The organism is Bacillus sp. EU52, from assembly GCF_037964975.1.
Classification (GTDB): domain Bacteria; phylum Bacillota; class Bacilli; order Bacillales; family Bacillaceae; genus Bacillus; species Bacillus subtilis.
Genome location: NZ_CP150177.1, coordinates 2,586,888 through 2,603,614 on the forward strand (window position 1 = coordinate 2,586,888; position 16,727 = coordinate 2,603,614).

The following is a 16,727-nucleotide window of genomic DNA, read 5'->3' on the forward strand; positions in this document are numbered from 1 at the left end:
TCCACAGAAAAAATGGCTATGGCAGAACAACTTTCATAGAGTAATCATCATTTAATGAGCCATCATCTCATGGGCAATATCGTGTCCATCCATTTTTGACGGGTAGTAAGTAGGCCAGTTTTTGACTTCATCAAGTAAAGCTTCACGGTCGTCCCCCCAATAGAGATGGTAATGACTAGCTTTAGTCGGGTAAATACTATGATCACTAAACTGAATATACTGAGGCAGCCCTTCTGCTTTTTTAGCTAGTTTGAATATGTATCTTACCCCTCTATTGCCCGCATCATAGGTTAGAATTTCGTATCCGTCATACGTATACTTACCAGAATATTCTTTTCCATTTTTGAAGAACGTTACAGTATCTTTCTGGATTACAATACGGTCAACATCTGTTTGATAGCCTTTTTTATAATACTCTTTATATTCTTCAGCTGTCTTGCCGCCTTCGTGCTCTGATTTATATGAAAACACTTCGTCAAGAGTACCATCTTGCAGGTATGGATATACAGATTGCCAATCTCCTTCCCAATCAGAAAGTAAGCGATCCTTTACTTGGCTGTTTTTAAAATAGCCTTCATATATTTTTTCTGTTTCTTCATCATGCGCATGACTATGATCGTGAGAATGTTCGTGTGTATGACTGTCAGATGTTTGCTCTTGCGTTTTGGAAGAGTCTTCTTCAACTGCTGAGGATGATGTTGTTTGATTAGACTCACCTGCAGAAGAACCGGAAGTCTGACATCCTGCCAAAACTAGTAATGAACCAATCGTTAATATGCCTAGCCGTTTTGAAAATAAAATGTTCATTCCAACACTCCTTTTTTATTAAATCGAAAACATTACGATTTATATTATACATACATCTCTTGCAAACATCAAAGGAAAAATGCTCTTCATGCGGATGGCCTATTTTAAAGGAATAACTGACTATGTTCATCAGTTATTCCTTTAAAATACGAAAGTCTACGATATTTCCATATCGATCCGCTTCAATATGACAGCACCCCTCAAGCAGCTGTTTTAATTTTCCACGTCCGCGTTGTACCCTTGATTTTGCTCCGGAGTAAGAAATGCCGAGCTTTTCACTCAACTCTTTTTGTGATAACCCCTGGAATTCAGTTAACTCGAGCGCCTCTCGATACTTTTCAGGCAACCGTTTGATGGTCGATCGAATACACACAGCTGCTTCCTTGGTGAAATTTTCTTCCTCTGCACTGTCATTAAAATGTAGAACATCAGGCAATATTTCGCTTGTTTTTTTTGTACGGTAAAAATCAATAATCGTATTTCTAGTGATCCGATAAATCCAGCTGTCGATCTTTTGTTCATCGATCAGATTTGGGAGATGCACTTGTATTTTCATAAATACGATTTGCAAGAGGTCATCAACGATAGATTGATCGTTAACCCTATGTGAAATATATGTTTTTAACGGCTGATGAAATTGATCCCATAGATCCTCTATATTCATTTGAAAAAACCTCCTATAATTTTGCGTCTGCTTTACATTTGCTTCGTCTTTTTAATCGTAACAAAGAGCAAACAATTGTTGAATCAATTGTATTGCAGCTGTTGCCAAAAATAATGATAAAGGAGAGGTTTGTTGTGGAGTATACCTATTTAGGGAGAACAGGATTGCGGGTGAGCCGTTTATGTTTAGGCACGATGAATTTTGGAGTTGATACAGACGAAAAGACTGCGTTCCGTATCATGGATGAAGCGCTTGATAACGGCATTCAATTTTTTGATACTGCCAATATTTACGGCTGGGGCAAAAACGCAGGATTGACAGAGAGCATCATTGGAAAATGGTTTGCACAAGGAGGACAGCGCCGCGAGAAAGTTGTTCTGGCGACAAAAGTATATGAACCGATTTCTGATCCGAATGACGGACCAAATGATATGAGGGGCTTGTCTCTATACAAAATCAGACGTCATCTGGAAGGATCACTGAAGCGGCTTCAGACAGATCATATCGAATTGTACCAAATGCATCATATCGATAGGCGGACACCGTGGGATGAGATATGGGAAGCTTTTGAGACTCAGGTTCGCTCCGGCAAAGTAGACTATATTGGATCCAGTAATTTTGCAGGCTGGCATTTAGTTAAAGCGCAAGCTGAAGCTGAAAAACGGCGATTCATGGGACTCGTCACTGAACAGCATAAGTATAGTTTATTAGAACGAACAGCTGAAATGGAAGTGCTGCCGGCTGCACGGGATCTTGGTTTAGGAGTAGTGGCGTGGAGTCCCCTTGCAGGAGGGCTTCTTGGCGGGAAGGCATTGAAAAGCAATGCCGGAACTCGTACAGCAAAAAGAGCAGATTTAATTGAAAAACATCGTTTGCAACTCGAGAAATTTTCAGATTTATGCAAAGAACTAGGAGAAAAAGAAGCAAATGTGGCTTTGGCATGGGTGCTGGCAAATCCAGTTTTAACTGCGCCGATCATCGGACCACGAACGGTTGAGCAGCTGCGTGATACGATAAAAGCCGTTGAAATCAGTCTGGATAAGGAGATTCTCCGCATGTTAAATGATATCTTTCCCGGACCTGGAGGAGAGACACCTGAGGCATACGCCTGGTGATACATTCATTACTCAATACTGACATTTTTCTTAAATATTTATACTGAACTATCATATTAAGAAAGACAAGAGCATGTTTGTCTCTTGTCTTTTCCACATCATGCTGAAATGCTGGCTAAACATCGACAAAAATGCTGCCACTTCTAAAAAAGAACCCTAAACAATAGAGTAACTGGAGAGACAACTGGCTTGATCAGCTTGGGACCCCTTTCAGCTGTATTTAAATCAATCAAACTAATGATTCATTGGCAGTCTAAATATTATTATTGTTTCTTTACAAAATAGTAATAGCCCCTGTAATGATTGCTAACAACGTAATAACTAATGATGTAATTACAGCCCACTTAACGGCAAACCTTTGAAATGACCCCAAGTCCATTTTAAGCATGCTTACTAGCAATACTGTTGACGCAACCAATGGACTCATCAGATGAACCGGCTGCCCCATTATAGAAGCCCTTGCAATTTCTACTGGTTCTATACCATATGCTGAGGCAGCTTCTGCAAAGATAGGTACCATACCAAAGTAATATGCATCATTTGATAAAACAAAAGTAAACGGAATACTAGTGAGTGCTACAATAACGGGGAAAAACCCTCCCATTGATGAGGGGATGATGGATATTAATGATCCTGCTATGGCATCCACCATCTTTGTCCCGGATAATATACCAGCAAATACTCCTGCTGAAAATACCAATAATACTACAGTTATGGCATTACCAGAATGCTCGGCGATTCGCTCCTTCTGCATTTTTACATTCGGATAATTTATAGTAAGGGCAAGAACAAAACCAATTAAAAATAAAACTGACGGATGCTTAGTTCCAAGCACAATAAACACCATGATACTTATAACGAGGAATAAATTAAGATATATTAAGCGTGGCCTTTTCAATTGCTCGCTCTCCAAACTAGCAGCCATATAAGATTGAGAGCTGTCCTTTGTTATATGTCTAGGCTCTAATTGAACGATGCCTATTCGATTCCTCTCTTTCCTTCCCATTAGAAAAGCCAGAAATATCACACAAGCAATACCTCCAAGCATGGTCGGAAGTAATGGCACAAAAAAATCTGAAGGATCCAAACCCAGCACTGAAATCGCTCTTGTAGCTGGTCCGCCCCATGGAGTCATTCCGCTAACGATACTCAACGACAGCATTGCTAATGTCGCCATAACCATGGGATTCATACCAATTCTTTTATACAAAGGTAACATTGCTGAGACTGTTATCATATAGGTTGTTGTACCGTCCCCATCTAAAGCGATAAGCATTGCCAAGACGGCAGACCCTATCGCTATTTTCACAGGGTCTCCCTTTACTATAGATAAAATTTTTTCTATTAGCGGATCAAATAAACCTGCATCAATTAAAATTCCGAAAAAAAGAATAGCAAACAATAGCAATGCCGCTGAACTTGCAACTGTTTGAATTCCTTCTAAAATCATGTCGCCAATACCCTTACCAAAACCTCCAATAAGAGCAAAAACAATGGGAGTGATGGTCAAGGCAACAATAGGCGAGACTTTCTTTGTCATTATTAATATTGTAAAAACAGTTACCATCGAAAAACCTAAAATAGTAAGCATATTACACCTCCAAGAATGCGCTTTCAAATGACTTTTGATTAACATATCTTATACGGTGTAATAAGTTAAATAAATATTTTTTTACTGTGTTTCAAAAAAAATTCTATCATAACTTTAAATGGTTACCATTTGTTCACCCTTTAAAAAATCAATGAATGCTTTAACGAGTTTGATTCCTAATGATTTTTGATCGTACATTAGCCAAGTATCTCTCATTAGAGGCTTACCCTTAGCATTATACAGTTCCATTGTGTACAAATGATCAGATTCCTGCAGGCAAATTTCTGGTGCTATGGAGTAACCAAGACCATGCTTTACCATCTCTTTGCAAGTCTCTTGTCGATCCACTTCCATTGCAATAATGGGGGCTTGTTTTAGATTCGTATGCATCCAATCTTCTATAATCGTTTTTAAAGAAGCATCCGTTTTATATTTGATAAAAGGTAAAAAAGGAAGCTGCTCTATCGTTATTGGTTTTTTTGAGATGATATGTAATTTTTCCCGTGTCAGCCGTTCCTCCACCCCTTTCCAGCGATGGCTTCCTCTCAGTATACCGACTTGTACAATACCAGCATCTAATAATTTCATGACATCTGTGCTCCAGCCTGTTTGTACACTATATTGGACATTAGGATACATAGTGGAAAATTCCCTTAATAACTTAGGGAGCTTATATTGAGCGAAATTGCTTGATACCCCCAGCCTTAGATGTCCTTGCACCTCTTTGCTTAGATTAGAGATATGATCTTTGGTATCTTGAAGTTCCTGTAGCATTCTTCTTGCATAAGCAACCAAGTGTTCTCCTTCCGCAGTAAAGGTAATTCCTTTATGCCTTTTGGTGAATAATTCAATTCCGAAAATCTCCTCAATCTTATTCAACCGATAAGTGATGGAAGGCTGTGATGTAAATAATCGTTCTGCTGTTTTTGTTACACTTTGTTCTTCGTGAAGAATTTTCAATAAAATCCAATCTTTCTCATCCATTTTCATCTTCCTTTCTAGTCCTTCTTTCACAATTATAAAAGTTTTTTTATCGAATATTAAGAAAACTTATATTTTATTTTTATTTTTTTACCTTCTACACTAAAAAACATAAAAAATACTACCTTTAAGATGAGGATGATGACGATGGTCAAGACGAATGTAACAATCATGAGAGGCGGAACAAGCAAAGGCGTTTTTTTCCACGAATCAGCCATGCCTAACAATAAAAACGAATGGGAGCCCTTTTTGCTTGATGTCATGGGAAGTCCTGATAAAAGACAAATAGATGGTTTGGGTGGCGGTAATTCCCTTACTAGTAAAGTGGCAATAATAAAGAAAGCATATACTTCGGATATTGATGTTCACTATACTTTCGGTCAAGTCAGCATTTCAGAAGAAAAAGTGGACTTTAAGGGGAACTGCGGAAATATCTCCGCTGCTGTTGGTCCATTTGCTATCGAAGAAGGACTTGTAAAAGCGACAGAACCAATGACTGCGGTAAGGATCCTGAATACCAATACGAATAAAATGATCATTGCGGAAGTAGAAGTGGAAGACGGTCAGGTCAAATATGACGGAGATGTTACGATATCTGGAGTACCTGGATCTGGATCTCCAATCTATTTAAACTTTCATGATGCCGCTGGTTCAGTTACCGGTCATTTATTGCCTACTGGAAATAGTTCGGAGTTTTTAGATACAAGTCAAGGCCAAATAGAGGTGTCTATTATCGACTATGCAAATCCATTAGTTTTTGTGGAAGCGAGCAGTATCGGCCTAGATGGAACGGAACTTGCAGAAGAATTTACTGATCTACAGTTGGCTCAATTTGAAGAATTAAGATCCATTGCGGCAGAGAAATGCGGCTTTGCCAGTCGATTTTCAGCTACAAAGTTATCGCCGGCTGTCCCCAAACTGGCTATAGTAGCAAAACCAGAGAAATATAAAGATAGTACAGGTGCTTGGCATTCAAGCGTTGAGATGGACTTACACATCAGGATGATGTCCATGCAAAAGCCACATCAAGCACTGGCTGTCACTGGAGCGATATGTACAACAAGAGCCCTTTCAGTGGAAGGTGCAATCCCTGCAAGAATAGCAAAAAACCACTCTACAAAGGTTCGGCTAGCTCATTCTTCTGGTATTATTGAAACAATGGTGGAGCCCACTGGTATAAAGATCGTCCGTACCGCACGACGTATTATGGACGGAACAGTTTATACGCATGGAGACTATCAAATGATGTAGATGGACTGTGCAAAAAGCCTCCCCCTTTCCATCGTTAATAGATGGATTGAATGCGCCTTCTTGCACAGATCCATTGTAATCTTGCATGGCTTTTAAAAAAGCCTCTATATTGTTTTTTATGAAATCGCCAAGGTCCTTTCATGTATCTGCCTCAAGCATGACATAATCATTATAGAGAAAATTGAATACTTTTTACTGCAAATAAAAAGATACCAACATCATTGGTATCTTTTAGATTGAGTTCATCTGCAGCGGTTTCTTTTCCTCACTGCTTATTTGATTACAAAATTACCGTACTCGTTTGAACGAACATGAATCGGTCCGTTTAGATTATAGTTGTTCTCCTTGGCGATAGAGCGAAGCACGTACACACGGGCAACTGATTCTCTCCATTCGTCACGGGTGTCATGATTGGCCGGATTCATCAGATCGTCATAGCGTACGTCCAAGAATTTATTCAACCACTTCTTCTCGTCTATTCCGTCTTTAGGTGATCCGCCCGCTTTTTTGTTCGTACGTTTAATCAAGGCATAAAAAGAGTCAGGGTCATCACCATCGCCATGCTGAATAACCGTATCGTACATCACAGCTCTAGCCAATGCTGTTTTTAGTCCGGCATTATCCGATCGTTTCATGGCAGGCTGATAATACAAATGGTCATTTACTTTGTCTTGAGCGGCGCGAAATTCCTTATCATTTGCAAGCGACTTCCAGGCAGAAGCGAATCCCTTGAGATTGCTTGTATCATCGCTTTCTTCCTTGGCCAGACGGCGCAATTCAGGCAGATACTTTTTCAGTTTGTTATTCGGAACTGCCTTTGTGTATACTTCCACTACTTCCAATGCATCCCCGGTAGCCGTTGTAAAGCCTGCCCGTCCGCATGTATAGCCTCGCCCGTCATCCAATCGCTCTACATATCCATATTGGATCTCCGTTGTGCCGTTTTCAAAGATACTTGTCAGCTGTTCCGCCCGGCGCTTTTGATCTTTATTCAGTCCCGCCGCAAAAACCGTTTCGCTCATCATCAGGGTAAAAAACATGGTGAAAACAAGTAATGAGATCGCTGCTTTTTTCCAAAAATCTGCTTTTTGCATACTGATTTTCATTTTACTTCCCCTTTCTAAATATTGTAAATACAGACTCAGTATACATGAAGAAACTGCCCTATTGTTGAAAATACATCAATTTGTCAATATTTTGAATCTAAAGTAATATAGCTTGAATCTTACTCTATTCATTGCCAATCAGCCTTAGCCCCTCTCACTGGGAAGGTCCCTTGATTTTCATACTGCTTCAACTTTAATTAACAAGATGCCATAAGGCTTTCCTCTATTTTATAATGGAAGTGATCATCGAAAATCGTTAGGGAGGTGATGTAAATGGCAAGCAAGATGAGAATGCCAGATTCCGCAACGTCCCATGCAAAGCCTACTATTGGGAAGGCGATACTTTGCATGGGGTAGACTTTCTAAAAGATCGCCCAAGTAAGCTTTTCTGATATAGTGGCTTTGCACCTTATTTGACATAAAAAAATAAGGAGCTGGCAGAAATGGCATATGTAAAAGCAACCGCTATTTTACCTGAAAAGCTGATATCGGAAATTCAAAAGTATGTTCAAGGAAAAACAATATATATCCCTAAACCTGAATCCTCTCATCAAAAATGGGGTGCGTGTTCAGGAACAAGAAAGCTGATCGATGACAGAAACGCTTCTATTAAAAAAGCATTTAAAAACGGCAAAACCATTCATCAATTATCTGATGAATATCACCTCTCTATTGAAACAATAAAAAAATTGTCTACTCTAAATAAACAAAACGGAAGCACTGATAAAAAATAATCAGTGCTTTTTATATGGCGAGTTTGTTTCTTAGTTATTTCCTGCATATGATACCATTGGCCAATTGTGTAAAGTTAAGGGAGATGAGAAGAAAGGAAGGTCCTACAAATGACGATAAACAATGGAACGTTGCAAGTACCCGGCGCGAACATCCACTATCAGGTGCGTGGCTCAGGTCCAATCATTCTTTTGGTCCACGGCGGAGGCGGTGATGCCGACAAGTTCCATCATGTTGCCAATCATCTGGCTAACTGGTACACGGTTGTTACTTATGATCGCCGCGGCCATTCCCGCAGCAATCTCGCCAATCAGATTGAGGATTACCGTGTGGAAACACACAGTGACGATGCTCACCGTCTTCTAGCCAAAATCACCAATAAGCCGGCCTATGTATTTGGAAGCAGCTCCGGGGCTGTTATCGGGCTTGATCTGTGCATACGCCATCCCGAACAAGTACATGTCATGATCCCACACGAACCAATCTTATTGCAGCTTCTGCATGGAAATGAGCTGAAACAAGCCGAGCAATTCATGGAAGACCTTAAGAAAAATCATCGAAGTGAAGTCATTAAGTTAATGTCAAGATTAGAGACAGACGAACAATCAAAGGCTGTGCTGACAAAGCGGCTTCTCGGCAATTCAACGTATTTCACTGAGTATGAAATTCAAGGAATTCTCAACTATACATTAGATTTCGAAGCATTAAAAACTGTGTTTACATCTTCACCGATAAAGGTACTCCCAGCTGGCGGAAGTGCTTCTCGGGAGCTTTTTCCTTATCGTTGCGCGAACGCCCTAGCGGAACAATTGGAAACAGAATTGGTTGAATTCCCCGGAAATCATACGGGGTACACAATGTACCATAAAGAATTTTCTGAGAGGTTACACGACATGTTAGAAAAAGAAAAGAAACATACGTGTTAAGGATTGATTAAAATTTTCAAAATAGGACAGGTAAAACTAACTATGGAATTGGAGAAGATTTCACAAAGCGTAAAAAGAACTTTTCACTAACGAGAACGCAATGTGAGATGTTTAACCAAAGTGATATTAGGGATTTCATCGAAAAATAGGTTTGTACATTACGTTCTCCTATTGATTATTTCCTATCTTAATTCCGTATTTTATACCATTAGATACAACTCTAAAGCGGCTCGTTATTTTGTCCTCAACAACAACCAGTGTCTAACATCATGAATCTCTTTTGAAAATAACCACAAATGCAGGTATGGAAGACTTCATCGCAGCAAAAACCATACCAACTATTGTTGTTGGTATGGTTCGTCCTAGATAGGCCCTTAAGAAGAGATTCTATTGTACGGAGTATTTAGCTAATTGCATTTGTAACCGACAGGGCCGTCTGAACCTGTGTACACATATGTGTCAGACACATATCCAATATTCACGACACCCCGGGAATCTTTCCACTGGATTTGGTCCCAGATATTACTCGTTCCATACTTCCCTGTAACAGTCGTTCCATAAGCGTAACAATAATAAGGAACACGGGAGCCACTCGGAATGGAAAGCATAATAGGATAATTTGTACCAGGACCGCTGCGCATATTGACAGGCGCACCGCTGCTTGTTGAGACAGTAAAGTACTGCACGGCAAGTGCCTGACTGGAAAAAATGAATAAAGATGCAATCATCACGGTTAACATACTCAGCATTTTCAGTTTAGTCAATGTCATCCCTCTTTCTTCAATTCCTTCATTTTAAGAAACGATAGAACATATGCTACCAGCTGCATTTAGGAACAACCGGACCGTCTGAGCCTGTATACATATATGTATCAGAGACAAATCCAGGAACGATCTCCCCGCTGGCAAGCGTCCGCTCTGTGTAATTCCAAATATTACTCGTTCCATACTTTCCAGTTACAGTTGTACCGGTTTTGTAGCAATAGATCGGGATGCGGGTTCCGCTCGGAATGGTCGTTACAATTCCCCAACTTGTACCTGGGCCGCTGCGCATATTGACAGGAGCACCGCTGCTTGTTGAAACCGTATAATACTGAGCTGCAAGTGCATGGCTAGAAAAAATGAACACAGATGCAATCATCACCGTTAGCATACTTAGCCTCTTTAGCTTATTCACCTAATACCCTCCCCTTATAAATGCCGTACGTTTGACTTTCTTACATCCAGTTAAGGATTTACTTTCAGATACCATGCCCCCTCCCCTCCCATATATTTATCAATGTACCATAAACTAGATCTTTCAAAAGTGGAATTATTCCTATGTTTTCGACAATTAAGGATACAAATAAATGGTAGTCAGGCTTGGTATTGAGTGTGTGTTACATTTGGCTCTTAATCATTTGTCCAGTCGGTAATCACGATTGACAATCAGGAATAAAGACATGGATCAAGCGGTTCCGTGTCCACCAATTCAATCAGTGTACTTCTGCCTTGTATCCATGCTTCTTCTCGATTCATAGATACTCCACCTTTTTCACCAATCAAAAACGGACACCAAACAAATCAGCGTAAATGCTGCAAGTTCAGTGTCCGTAACCTATTATGACTTTGCTTTCTTTTACCAGGGCGTATAAAAATGATTAGGTACGTTATCAAACGTTATATTCTATGATTTTGCGAGTCGAAAAATCATAACATTTTATATATTTCAATCAGATTATGATCTGGATCTCTGAAGTGAGCAACTCGGGCACTCCATTCCTTGCGATCATGCGGTTTATTCACACATTTAACTCCTTTTTCGTGTAAATCGTCATATGTTTTATCAACATCTTCTACCTTAAACTGAAGCAAAAATTTTGATTGAGCTTCTCCTTCCAACGATTTTTTTTCCTCTCCAACGATTTCAGCCATCGTTTCTCGAGATAAAAGCTCTATTTTCGTTTCCCCATTATCAAAGAGTGCATATTCCATTTCATTCTCTAACCAACTTATTGGAAGTCCTAATGAATCTTTGTAAAACTCGACGCTTTTCTTAAAATCATTCACCAACAGTCTAATTTGTAACAGCTTCATATCGAGTGCCTCCTATAAAACCATACTTTTTACTGGTCATCCAATTTAACAATACAAAAGGAAACCTGACAGCACTATGTCAAGTTTCCTTTAATAAATTTTTATACTTCACCTTTATTTCAGATTTAAGTGCAGTTTATTCCATGTCATAAGAACGAGCAAAAACAGCGATTCTTAAAACAAAAAATGATACCGAGAGTACTTTCTGTATGCTTCAGCTGCATTTCGGGAAATGTAATGTTGATAAAAGGAGGTTGCATCAATATGGATCATCAAACATTAGCAGCTCACGAGGCTGTTGACTTACATGAAATCGTGAACTTTAAAACACTTTGTATAGCGAAATCAAAGTTAATGCAAGGACTTGTGTTTGACCAAGAACTGAAGGACTTGATGCAAAAAGATGTACAGCAATCCATTCAAGACCTTACTAAATTACAAACGGTTTATGAGCGTGCCTCATTTCAGGCCCCTGTCCCTCAAAGCCGCCCAACGCCAATCATCAATTGAAAGGAAGGTAAGCCTCTTTGAATAATGATCATTTAGACCCCATTAATTCGCTGAATGTGCCTGAACTAGCAGACACTACATTCGCGATGGATTTTCTTATACGAGCTAAGGAAGGCGTAAGGAATACTGCTGTAGCTTTGACAGAAACCGCTTCACCAGATGTAAGAGCACTGCTTCGGAAACAGCTGATGCAAGGAATTGCGATGCACCAAGAGATTACGGAACTGATGATCAGCAAAAAGTGGTTCCATCCATATGAGCTGAGCGAACAGTATAAGCTGGATCAGCTCTCTGCAAAAAACACGATCATGGTCGGCAATATGAACCTCTTTCCTGATGAAACAAATCGCAAAGGGATGTTTGACCGGACACCTGATGAACACTAACACTGGAGGTTTTACAGCATGAAGGCAGTAACGTATCAAGGCATTAAAAATGTTGTTGTCAAAGATGTCCCCGATCCAAAGATTGAAAAATCCGATGACATGATTATCAAAGTCACCAGTACAGCCATTTGCGGATCAGATTTACATTTAATCCATGGATTTATTCCGAATATGCAAGAAGACTATGTCATCGGCCATGAACCGATGGGAATCGTCGAAGAAGTTGGTTCTGGTGTGACTAAACTAAAAAAGGGAGATCGGGTAATTATTCCCTTTAATATAGCATGCGGTGAATGTTTTTTTTGTAAAAACCAGCTGGAAAGCCAATGTGATCAGTCTAATGACAATGGGGAAATGGGTGCTTATTTCGGCTATTCAGGGCAAACTGGCGGTTATCCAGGCGGGCAAGCTGAATATTTAAGAGTGCCGTTTGCGAATTTTACCCATTTTAAAATCCCTGAATCTTGTGAGGAACCCGATGAGAAATTAAGCGTGATTGCCGATGCCATGACCACCGGCTTTTGGAGTGTGGATAATGCCGGCGTAAAAAAAGACGATACAGTTATCGTTCTCGGCTGCGGACCAGTCGGCCTGTTTGCTCAAAAGTTTTGTTGGCTAAAAGGCGCAAAACGAGTCATAGCAGTTGACTATGTAAACTATCGCTTACAGCATGCGAAACGTACAAACAAAGTAGAAATCGTTAATTTTGAAGACCATGAGAATACAGGGAATTATTTAAAGGAAATCACGAAAGGCGGAGCGGATGTAGTCATTGACGCTGTTGGGATGGATGGTAAAATGAGCGATCTCGAGTTCCTTGCCAGCGGCTTAAAGCTTCATGGCGGAACGATGAGTGCATTGGTCATTGCTTCCCAAGCTGTTCGCAAAGGAGGAACCATACAAATTACAGGTGTGTATGGAGGCAGATATAACGGTTTTCCGTTAGGAGATATTATGCAGCGAAACGTCAATATACGCTCTGGACAGGCTCCAGTGATCCACTATATGCCGTACATGTTTGAACTAGTATCGACAGGGAAAATTGATCCGGGAGATGTTGTCAGCCATGTCCTGCCGCTTAGTGAAGCCAAGCATGGCTATGACATTTTTGATTCAAAAATGGATGATTGTATCAAAGTTGTGTTAAAGCCTTAAAAAACGGAGGTTACAGAAATGGAATACGCCTTACACGAAGTGCTTGAGGTTCAGGAAATGACTGCATTTAAGACACTTTGTTTGACGAAATCTAAAACAATGAAAGCACTGGTATCTGATCCGAAGCTGAAAGAAATCATGCAGCAAGATGTTGATATCACCACACGCCAGTTGCAGGAATTTGCCTCTATTTTATCTAATGCAAAGCACGAATGAGGAGATGAATAAATCATGAATCCTATCATAGAATATCTGACTGGCATGAATGTTCTAACAGACCAAATCATTGCTATGGACTTATTAATTTCAGCAAAGAACGGAGTCAGAAATTATGCGATGGCAGCCACTGAAGCCGGAACACCTGAAGTAAAAGAGGTCCTTATCCGCCATTTGGAAGAAGCACTCGATATGCACGAACAACTCTCAAGCTATATGATGGAAAAAGGCTGGTACCATCCTTGGAACCCTGACGAACAAGTCAAGCTGAATTTAAAAAATATTGATACAGCCATTCAATTGCCAACCCTTTAACATACAATGACTGATTTGCTGAGGAACAGTATTGATTGGCCACAACTGTTCCTCAGCTTCAAAATGAGCACTGTTTGTTCGGGTCCTATGACCGTAAATAGATTAACCCGCTTTTCCCCATCTGATCTCCGATAATGTTTGCAAATTCTCCAATCAAATAAGAATTCGTAACCACCTCTTTTTATGCGATTTCTTGATGGAGAAAACAGGCCAGAAACAAAATCCTTCGTTTTTGACCTGCCCTCTTCACACGCAAAGAATGCTACCTTCTTTGCTCCACTGATCCGTGAAGACTTTCCGTTTTAGGCCTGCTTTTGAGCTTTGCCTCGTTTTCGCGCAATTTCCCATCATAATCTTTAATTTTTGTGTCTAATCTTTTAATTGTTTTCTCAATTTCTTTCCGCTTCTCTATCAGCCGCTGTCGTTCGTCAGCCAGGATATTTTTTCGAGCTTCTACTGTACGGTCACCTTCGGTAAATAATGTTGTATATTCAATTAGCGCTTCTATCGATAGTCCCGCATTTCGCATGCATTTAATGAATTCAATCCATTTGATATCTTCTTCATCATAGTCGCGAATGCCGCTGTTTTTTCGTTTTACAGGCGGGATTAATCCTACACGTTCGTAATATCGGAGTGTTGCGGCTGTCAGGCCAAACTGCTTTGCCACCTGAGCAATATTCATGATCTTCACCTCTCTAACCTGTATGTTGTGAAGGTAACACTTAAAGTTAACTTTAAGTCAAGCTCAAAACAATTGGTTAGCTGCTGAATCTGAGTTTATATATTCGGGACTTGCCTTAAAGCACACTTTAAACTCTATACTTCTCCATGCACTAAAAACAGTGTAGTTGGAGGGATTGTTGAATGGCAAATAAACACACTGCCGGAAGAGAACAATTAGGAGAATTTGCGCCAAAGTTTGCTGAACTTCATGATGATGTTCTATTCGGTGACATTTGGGCAAGAGAAGAAGAACTTTCATCCCGGGATCGCAGCATGATTACAGTTTCTGCATTAATTGCTGACTGTTTCTCAGCTTATAAATCAGGTTCATTTTAGATGGTTTTCAAAAAAAACCCTTGCCTTAAAGCAGACTTTAAGGTTTATCGTTATGTTGAAGACACCATAAAACATAAATAAGTGCATGTTTTTATTTACAACACTTATGATGAAGAAAGGATAGGTTCGTATGTGTAATCAACATCAAACCCGTGTATTAAGCGTGTCACATGCAAAAGCCAAATTTGAACAAACGACGATTGAGCGAAGAGGATTACGGCCGCACGATGTCTTAATCGATATTAAATTCAGCGGTATTTGCCATTCAGACATTCATAGTGCTTTTGATGAATGGGGCGGTGGCATCTTCCCAATGGTGCCAGGACATGAAATAGCCGGTGTCGTAACAGCCGTTGGAGCAGAAGTCACCAAATTTGCTGTCGGGGACCGCGTTGGTGTCGGCTGTTTTGTTGACTCATGCGGAGAATGCGAATACTGTCTAAACGGAGAGGAACAGTTCTGCACGAAGGGTGTTGTTCAAACGTATAACTCAGTAGACTACGACGGAAACCCCACTTATGGCGGGTACAGCCAAAAAATCGTTGTCACTGACAGATTTGTTGTTCGAATCCCAGATCGTTTGGAAATGGATGTTGCCAGTCCGCTGTTGTGTGCAGGTATCACAACATATTCTCCGCTGAAACACTGGAATGTTGGCCCGGGTAAAAAAGTTGCGATTGTAGGCGTGGGTGGCCTTGGACATTTGGCGATTCAATTTGCACATGCGATGGGTGCAGAGGTAACCGTCCTGAGCCGTTCCATGAATAAGAAAGAGGAAGCTCTAGAACTCGGTGCAAATCATTACTTTGCAACAAGTGACCCAGCTACATTCACTGCATTGGCCGGGCGTTTTGACGTGATCTTAAATACGGTATCGGCAAATCTCGATGTAGATGCCTATTTATCAATGCTTCGTATAGACGGGACACTTGTAAACGTTGGAGCTCCTGCCAAGCCGGACACATACAGTGTGTTTTCCCTAATCATGGGGCGCCGCAGCATTGCAGGTTCTCTAGTCGGCGGAATTCAAGAAACTCAAGAGATGCTGGATTTCGCAGCTGAGCATGGCATCGAACCTAAAATCGAAGTCATCGGAGCTGACCAAGTGGACGAAGCATACGAACGTATCCTTCGAAGCGATGTCCGTTATCGATTTGTGATTGATATTTCCACATTGTAATAGGTTAGTCCTTATATGGGCTGACCCGCTTTTATTGAAACTCACGAAAAGCGATCTCTTTAAGCAAATATTTTGAAGGCCGGTCAATCTTCCTGTTATTCTATGAATAGAGAGTTATTAGGAGGGTTTTTTATGAGCAAAAAAATTGCAGTTCTTGTTACAGACCAATTCGAAGACATCGAATATACAAGTCCGGTAAAAGCATACGAAGAAGCTGGCTACAGTGTTGTGGCTATCGATTTGGAAGCCGGCAAAGAAGTCACCGGTAAACATGGCGAGAAAGTAAAGATTGACAAAGCCATCTCTGATGTGGATGCAAGTGACTTTGATGCACTTCTAATTCCTGGAGGATTCTCTCCGGATTTGCTTCGTGCAGATGACCGTCCGGGTGAATTCGCAAAAGCATTTGTCGAAAACAAAAAACCTGTTTTCGCAATTTGCCACGGCCCGCAAGTACTGATTGATACGGATCTTCTAAAAGGCAAAGATATCACAGGCTACCGCAGCATCCGCAAAGATTTAATCAATGCCGGTGCAAACTACAAAGATGCAGAAGTAGTCGTCAGCCACAACATTGTCACAAGCAGAACACCTGATGATTTGGAAGCATTTAACCGCGAATCATTAAATTTGTTAAAATAAAACGAGAAGGCAC

22 protein-coding genes are annotated in these 16,727 nt (G+C 40.4%); 12 read left to right on the plus strand and 10 right to left on the minus strand.

Annotation, left to right across the window (positions count from 1 at the left end):
* Nucleotides 1-51 precede the first annotated feature (51 nt).
* Both NSU05_RS13320 and sigZ read right to left on the minus strand, forming a co-directional pair.
* The gene (locus tag NSU05_RS13320; RefSeq protein ID WP_003229858.1) at nucleotides 52-807 is read right to left on the minus strand and encodes a metal-binding protein ZinT; all 756 of its coding nucleotides are present in this window, start codon (nucleotides 805-807) and stop codon (nucleotides 52-54) included.
* A gap of 133 nt (nucleotides 808-940) precedes the next feature.
* Nucleotides 941-1,471 carry an RNA polymerase sigma factor SigZ gene (gene sigZ / locus NSU05_RS13325; RefSeq protein ID WP_014480374.1) on the minus strand — a complete coding sequence of 177 codons (531 nt, stop codon included), beginning with the start codon at nucleotides 1,469-1,471 and terminating at the stop codon, nucleotides 941-943.
* Between the two features lie 134 nt (nucleotides 1,472-1,605).
* Here sigZ and NSU05_RS13330 point away from each other — a divergent pair, with 134 nt between their 5' ends.
* On the plus strand, nucleotides 1,606-2,586 hold the full coding sequence (locus NSU05_RS13330; protein WP_004398762.1) for an aldo/keto reductase: 981 nt from the start codon (nucleotides 1,606-1,608) through the stop codon (nucleotides 2,584-2,586).
* A 274-nt stretch (nucleotides 2,587-2,860) separates the two neighbouring features.
* Here the strand turns inward: NSU05_RS13330 and NSU05_RS13335 are convergent, their stop codons facing one another.
* Both NSU05_RS13335 and NSU05_RS13340 read right to left on the minus strand, forming a co-directional pair.
* Complete coding sequence (locus tag NSU05_RS13335) at nucleotides 2,861-4,177, minus strand: CitMHS family transporter (protein WP_038429373.1); 1,317 nt, start codon at nucleotides 4,175-4,177, stop codon at nucleotides 2,861-2,863.
* Nucleotides 4,178-4,291: 114 nt separating this feature from the next.
* Nucleotides 4,292-5,161, minus strand: a complete 870-nt coding sequence (locus tag NSU05_RS13340; protein WP_015251604.1) for a LysR family transcriptional regulator — start codon at nucleotides 5,159-5,161, stop codon at nucleotides 4,292-4,294.
* A 144-nt stretch (nucleotides 5,162-5,305) separates the two neighbouring features.
* Between NSU05_RS13340 and NSU05_RS13345 the strand changes: the two genes are divergently transcribed.
* Nucleotides 5,306-6,409 carry a 2-methylaconitate cis-trans isomerase PrpF family protein gene (locus NSU05_RS13345; RefSeq protein ID WP_019712533.1) on the plus strand — a complete coding sequence of 368 codons (1,104 nt, stop codon included), beginning with the start codon at nucleotides 5,306-5,308 and terminating at the stop codon, nucleotides 6,407-6,409.
* A 272-nt stretch (nucleotides 6,410-6,681) separates the two neighbouring features.
* On the opposite strand, the gene csn is transcribed toward NSU05_RS13345, so the two are convergent.
* Complete coding sequence (gene csn, locus NSU05_RS13350) at nucleotides 6,682-7,515, minus strand: chitosanase (protein ID WP_038429374.1); 834 nt, start codon at nucleotides 7,513-7,515, stop codon at nucleotides 6,682-6,684.
* 443 nt (nucleotides 7,516-7,958) lie between these two features.
* Between csn and NSU05_RS13355 the strand changes: the two genes are divergently transcribed.
* The gene (locus tag NSU05_RS13355; RefSeq protein WP_038429375.1) at nucleotides 7,959-8,249 is read left to right on the plus strand and encodes a CD3324 family protein; all 291 of its coding nucleotides are present in this window, start codon (nucleotides 7,959-7,961) and stop codon (nucleotides 8,247-8,249) included.
* A gap of 108 nt (nucleotides 8,250-8,357) precedes the next feature.
* Nucleotides 8,358-9,173 carry an alpha/beta hydrolase gene (locus NSU05_RS13360; protein WP_038429376.1) on the plus strand — a complete coding sequence of 272 codons (816 nt, stop codon included), beginning with the start codon at nucleotides 8,358-8,360 and terminating at the stop codon, nucleotides 9,171-9,173.
* Between the two features lie 407 nt (nucleotides 9,174-9,580).
* Here the strand turns inward: NSU05_RS13360 and NSU05_RS13365 are convergent, their stop codons facing one another.
* The 4 genes from NSU05_RS13365 to NSU05_RS13380 all read right to left on the minus strand — a co-directional run bounded on the left by NSU05_RS13365 (nucleotide 9,581) and on the right by NSU05_RS13380 (nucleotide 11,248).
* Entirely contained in the window at nucleotides 9,581-9,937 is a 357-nt protein-coding gene (locus tag NSU05_RS13365) for an SH3 domain-containing protein (protein WP_004398671.1), read from the minus strand.
* Between the two features lie 52 nt (nucleotides 9,938-9,989).
* The gene (locus NSU05_RS13370; protein ID WP_004399021.1) at nucleotides 9,990-10,349 is read right to left on the minus strand and encodes an SH3 domain-containing protein; all 360 of its coding nucleotides are present in this window, start codon (nucleotides 10,347-10,349) and stop codon (nucleotides 9,990-9,992) included.
* 251 nt (nucleotides 10,350-10,600) lie between these two features.
* The gene (locus tag NSU05_RS13375) at nucleotides 10,601-10,717 is read right to left on the minus strand and encodes a hypothetical protein (RefSeq protein ID WP_250540522.1); all 117 of its coding nucleotides are present in this window, start codon (nucleotides 10,715-10,717) and stop codon (nucleotides 10,601-10,603) included.
* Between the two features lie 144 nt (nucleotides 10,718-10,861).
* Nucleotides 10,862-11,248: a VOC family protein gene (locus NSU05_RS13380; protein ID WP_015251599.1), complete on the minus strand. Its 387-nt coding sequence runs from the start codon at nucleotides 11,246-11,248 to the stop codon at nucleotides 10,862-10,864.
* Between the two features lie 264 nt (nucleotides 11,249-11,512).
* Here NSU05_RS13380 and NSU05_RS13385 point away from each other — a divergent pair, with 264 nt between their 5' ends.
* The 5 genes from NSU05_RS13385 to NSU05_RS13405 are packed head-to-tail and all read left to right on the plus strand — an operon-like array spanning nucleotide 11,513 to nucleotide 13,830.
* Nucleotides 11,513-11,758, plus strand: a complete 246-nt coding sequence (locus tag NSU05_RS13385; RefSeq protein WP_038429377.1) for a hypothetical protein — start codon at nucleotides 11,513-11,515, stop codon at nucleotides 11,756-11,758.
* A 17-nt stretch (nucleotides 11,759-11,775) separates the two neighbouring features.
* Nucleotides 11,776-12,144 carry a spore coat protein gene (locus tag NSU05_RS13390; RefSeq protein ID WP_009967868.1) on the plus strand — a complete coding sequence of 123 codons (369 nt, stop codon included), beginning with the start codon at nucleotides 11,776-11,778 and terminating at the stop codon, nucleotides 12,142-12,144.
* A gap of 18 nt (nucleotides 12,145-12,162) precedes the next feature.
* On the plus strand, nucleotides 12,163-13,299 hold the full coding sequence (locus NSU05_RS13395) for a zinc-dependent alcohol dehydrogenase (protein WP_038429378.1): 1,137 nt from the start codon (nucleotides 12,163-12,165) through the stop codon (nucleotides 13,297-13,299).
* Nucleotides 13,300-13,317: 18 nt separating this feature from the next.
* Nucleotides 13,318-13,515 carry a hypothetical protein gene (locus NSU05_RS13400; RefSeq protein ID WP_014480384.1) on the plus strand — a complete coding sequence of 66 codons (198 nt, stop codon included), beginning with the start codon at nucleotides 13,318-13,320 and terminating at the stop codon, nucleotides 13,513-13,515.
* Between the two features lie 15 nt (nucleotides 13,516-13,530).
* Nucleotides 13,531-13,830, plus strand: a complete 300-nt coding sequence (locus NSU05_RS13405) for a spore coat protein (RefSeq protein ID WP_003246006.1) — start codon at nucleotides 13,531-13,533, stop codon at nucleotides 13,828-13,830.
* Nucleotides 13,831-14,092: 262 nt separating this feature from the next.
* On the opposite strand, the gene adhR is transcribed toward NSU05_RS13405, so the two are convergent.
* Nucleotides 14,093-14,515, minus strand: a complete 423-nt coding sequence (gene adhR, locus NSU05_RS13410; protein WP_015714398.1) for an aldehyde stress transcriptional regulator AdhR — start codon at nucleotides 14,513-14,515, stop codon at nucleotides 14,093-14,095.
* Between the two features lie 182 nt (nucleotides 14,516-14,697).
* Between adhR and NSU05_RS13415 the strand changes: the two genes are divergently transcribed.
* The 3 genes from NSU05_RS13415 to yraA all read left to right on the plus strand — a co-directional run bounded on the left by NSU05_RS13415 (nucleotide 14,698) and on the right by yraA (nucleotide 16,714).
* Nucleotides 14,698-14,892, plus strand: coding sequence for a carboxymuconolactone decarboxylase family protein (locus NSU05_RS13415; protein WP_014480387.1), 195 nt, complete (start codon nucleotides 14,698-14,700; stop codon nucleotides 14,890-14,892).
* 130 nt (nucleotides 14,893-15,022) lie between these two features.
* Nucleotides 15,023-16,072, plus strand: a complete 1,050-nt coding sequence (gene adhA / locus NSU05_RS13420; RefSeq protein ID WP_014480388.1) for a formaldehyde dehydrogenase AdhA — start codon at nucleotides 15,023-15,025, stop codon at nucleotides 16,070-16,072.
* Between the two features lie 132 nt (nucleotides 16,073-16,204).
* Nucleotides 16,205-16,714: a cysteine protease YraA gene (yraA, locus tag NSU05_RS13425; RefSeq protein ID WP_003229836.1), complete on the plus strand. Its 510-nt coding sequence runs from the start codon at nucleotides 16,205-16,207 to the stop codon at nucleotides 16,712-16,714.
* The last annotated feature ends 13 nt before the right edge of the window (nucleotides 16,715-16,727 follow it).

Bases quoted from the DNA above. Each gene is read 5' to 3' on its own strand.
- adhA (WP_014480388.1), top strand. From the start codon at position 15,023: ATGTGTAATCAACATCAAACCCGTGTATTAAGCGTGTCACATGCAAAA.
- adhR (WP_015714398.1), bottom strand. From the start codon at position 14,515: ATGAATATTGCTCAGGTGGCAAAGCAGTTTGGCCTGACAGCCGCAACA.
- sigZ (WP_014480374.1), bottom strand. From the start codon at position 1,471: ATGAATATAGAGGATCTATGGGATCAATTTCATCAGCCGTTAAAAACA.
- NSU05_RS13355 (WP_038429375.1), top strand. From the start codon at position 7,959: ATGGCATATGTAAAAGCAACCGCTATTTTACCTGAAAAGCTGATATCG.
- NSU05_RS13340 (WP_015251604.1), bottom strand. From the start codon at position 5,161: ATGGATGAGAAAGATTGGATTTTATTGAAAATTCTTCACGAAGAACAA.
- csn (WP_038429374.1), bottom strand. From the start codon at position 7,515: ATGAAAATCAGTATGCAAAAAGCAGATTTTTGGAAAAAAGCAGCGATC.
- NSU05_RS13400 (WP_014480384.1), top strand. From the start codon at position 13,318: ATGGAATACGCCTTACACGAAGTGCTTGAGGTTCAGGAAATGACTGCA.
- yraA (WP_003229836.1), top strand. From the start codon at position 16,205: ATGAGCAAAAAAATTGCAGTTCTTGTTACAGACCAATTCGAAGACATC.
- NSU05_RS13380 (WP_015251599.1), bottom strand. From the start codon at position 11,248: ATGAAGCTGTTACAAATTAGACTGTTGGTGAATGATTTTAAGAAAAGC.
- NSU05_RS13360 (WP_038429376.1), top strand. From the start codon at position 8,358: ATGACGATAAACAATGGAACGTTGCAAGTACCCGGCGCGAACATCCAC.
- NSU05_RS13345 (WP_019712533.1), top strand. From the start codon at position 5,306: ATGGTCAAGACGAATGTAACAATCATGAGAGGCGGAACAAGCAAAGGC.
- NSU05_RS13320 (WP_003229858.1), bottom strand. From the start codon at position 807: ATGAACATTTTATTTTCAAAACGGCTAGGCATATTAACGATTGGTTCA.
- NSU05_RS13415 (WP_014480387.1), top strand. From the start codon at position 14,698: ATGGCAAATAAACACACTGCCGGAAGAGAACAATTAGGAGAATTTGCG.
- NSU05_RS13395 (WP_038429378.1), top strand. From the start codon at position 12,163: ATGAAGGCAGTAACGTATCAAGGCATTAAAAATGTTGTTGTCAAAGAT.
- NSU05_RS13385 (WP_038429377.1), top strand. From the start codon at position 11,513: ATGGATCATCAAACATTAGCAGCTCACGAGGCTGTTGACTTACATGAA.
- NSU05_RS13405 (WP_003246006.1), top strand. From the start codon at position 13,531: ATGAATCCTATCATAGAATATCTGACTGGCATGAATGTTCTAACAGAC.
- NSU05_RS13335 (WP_038429373.1), bottom strand. From the start codon at position 4,177: ATGCTTACTATTTTAGGTTTTTCGATGGTAACTGTTTTTACAATATTA.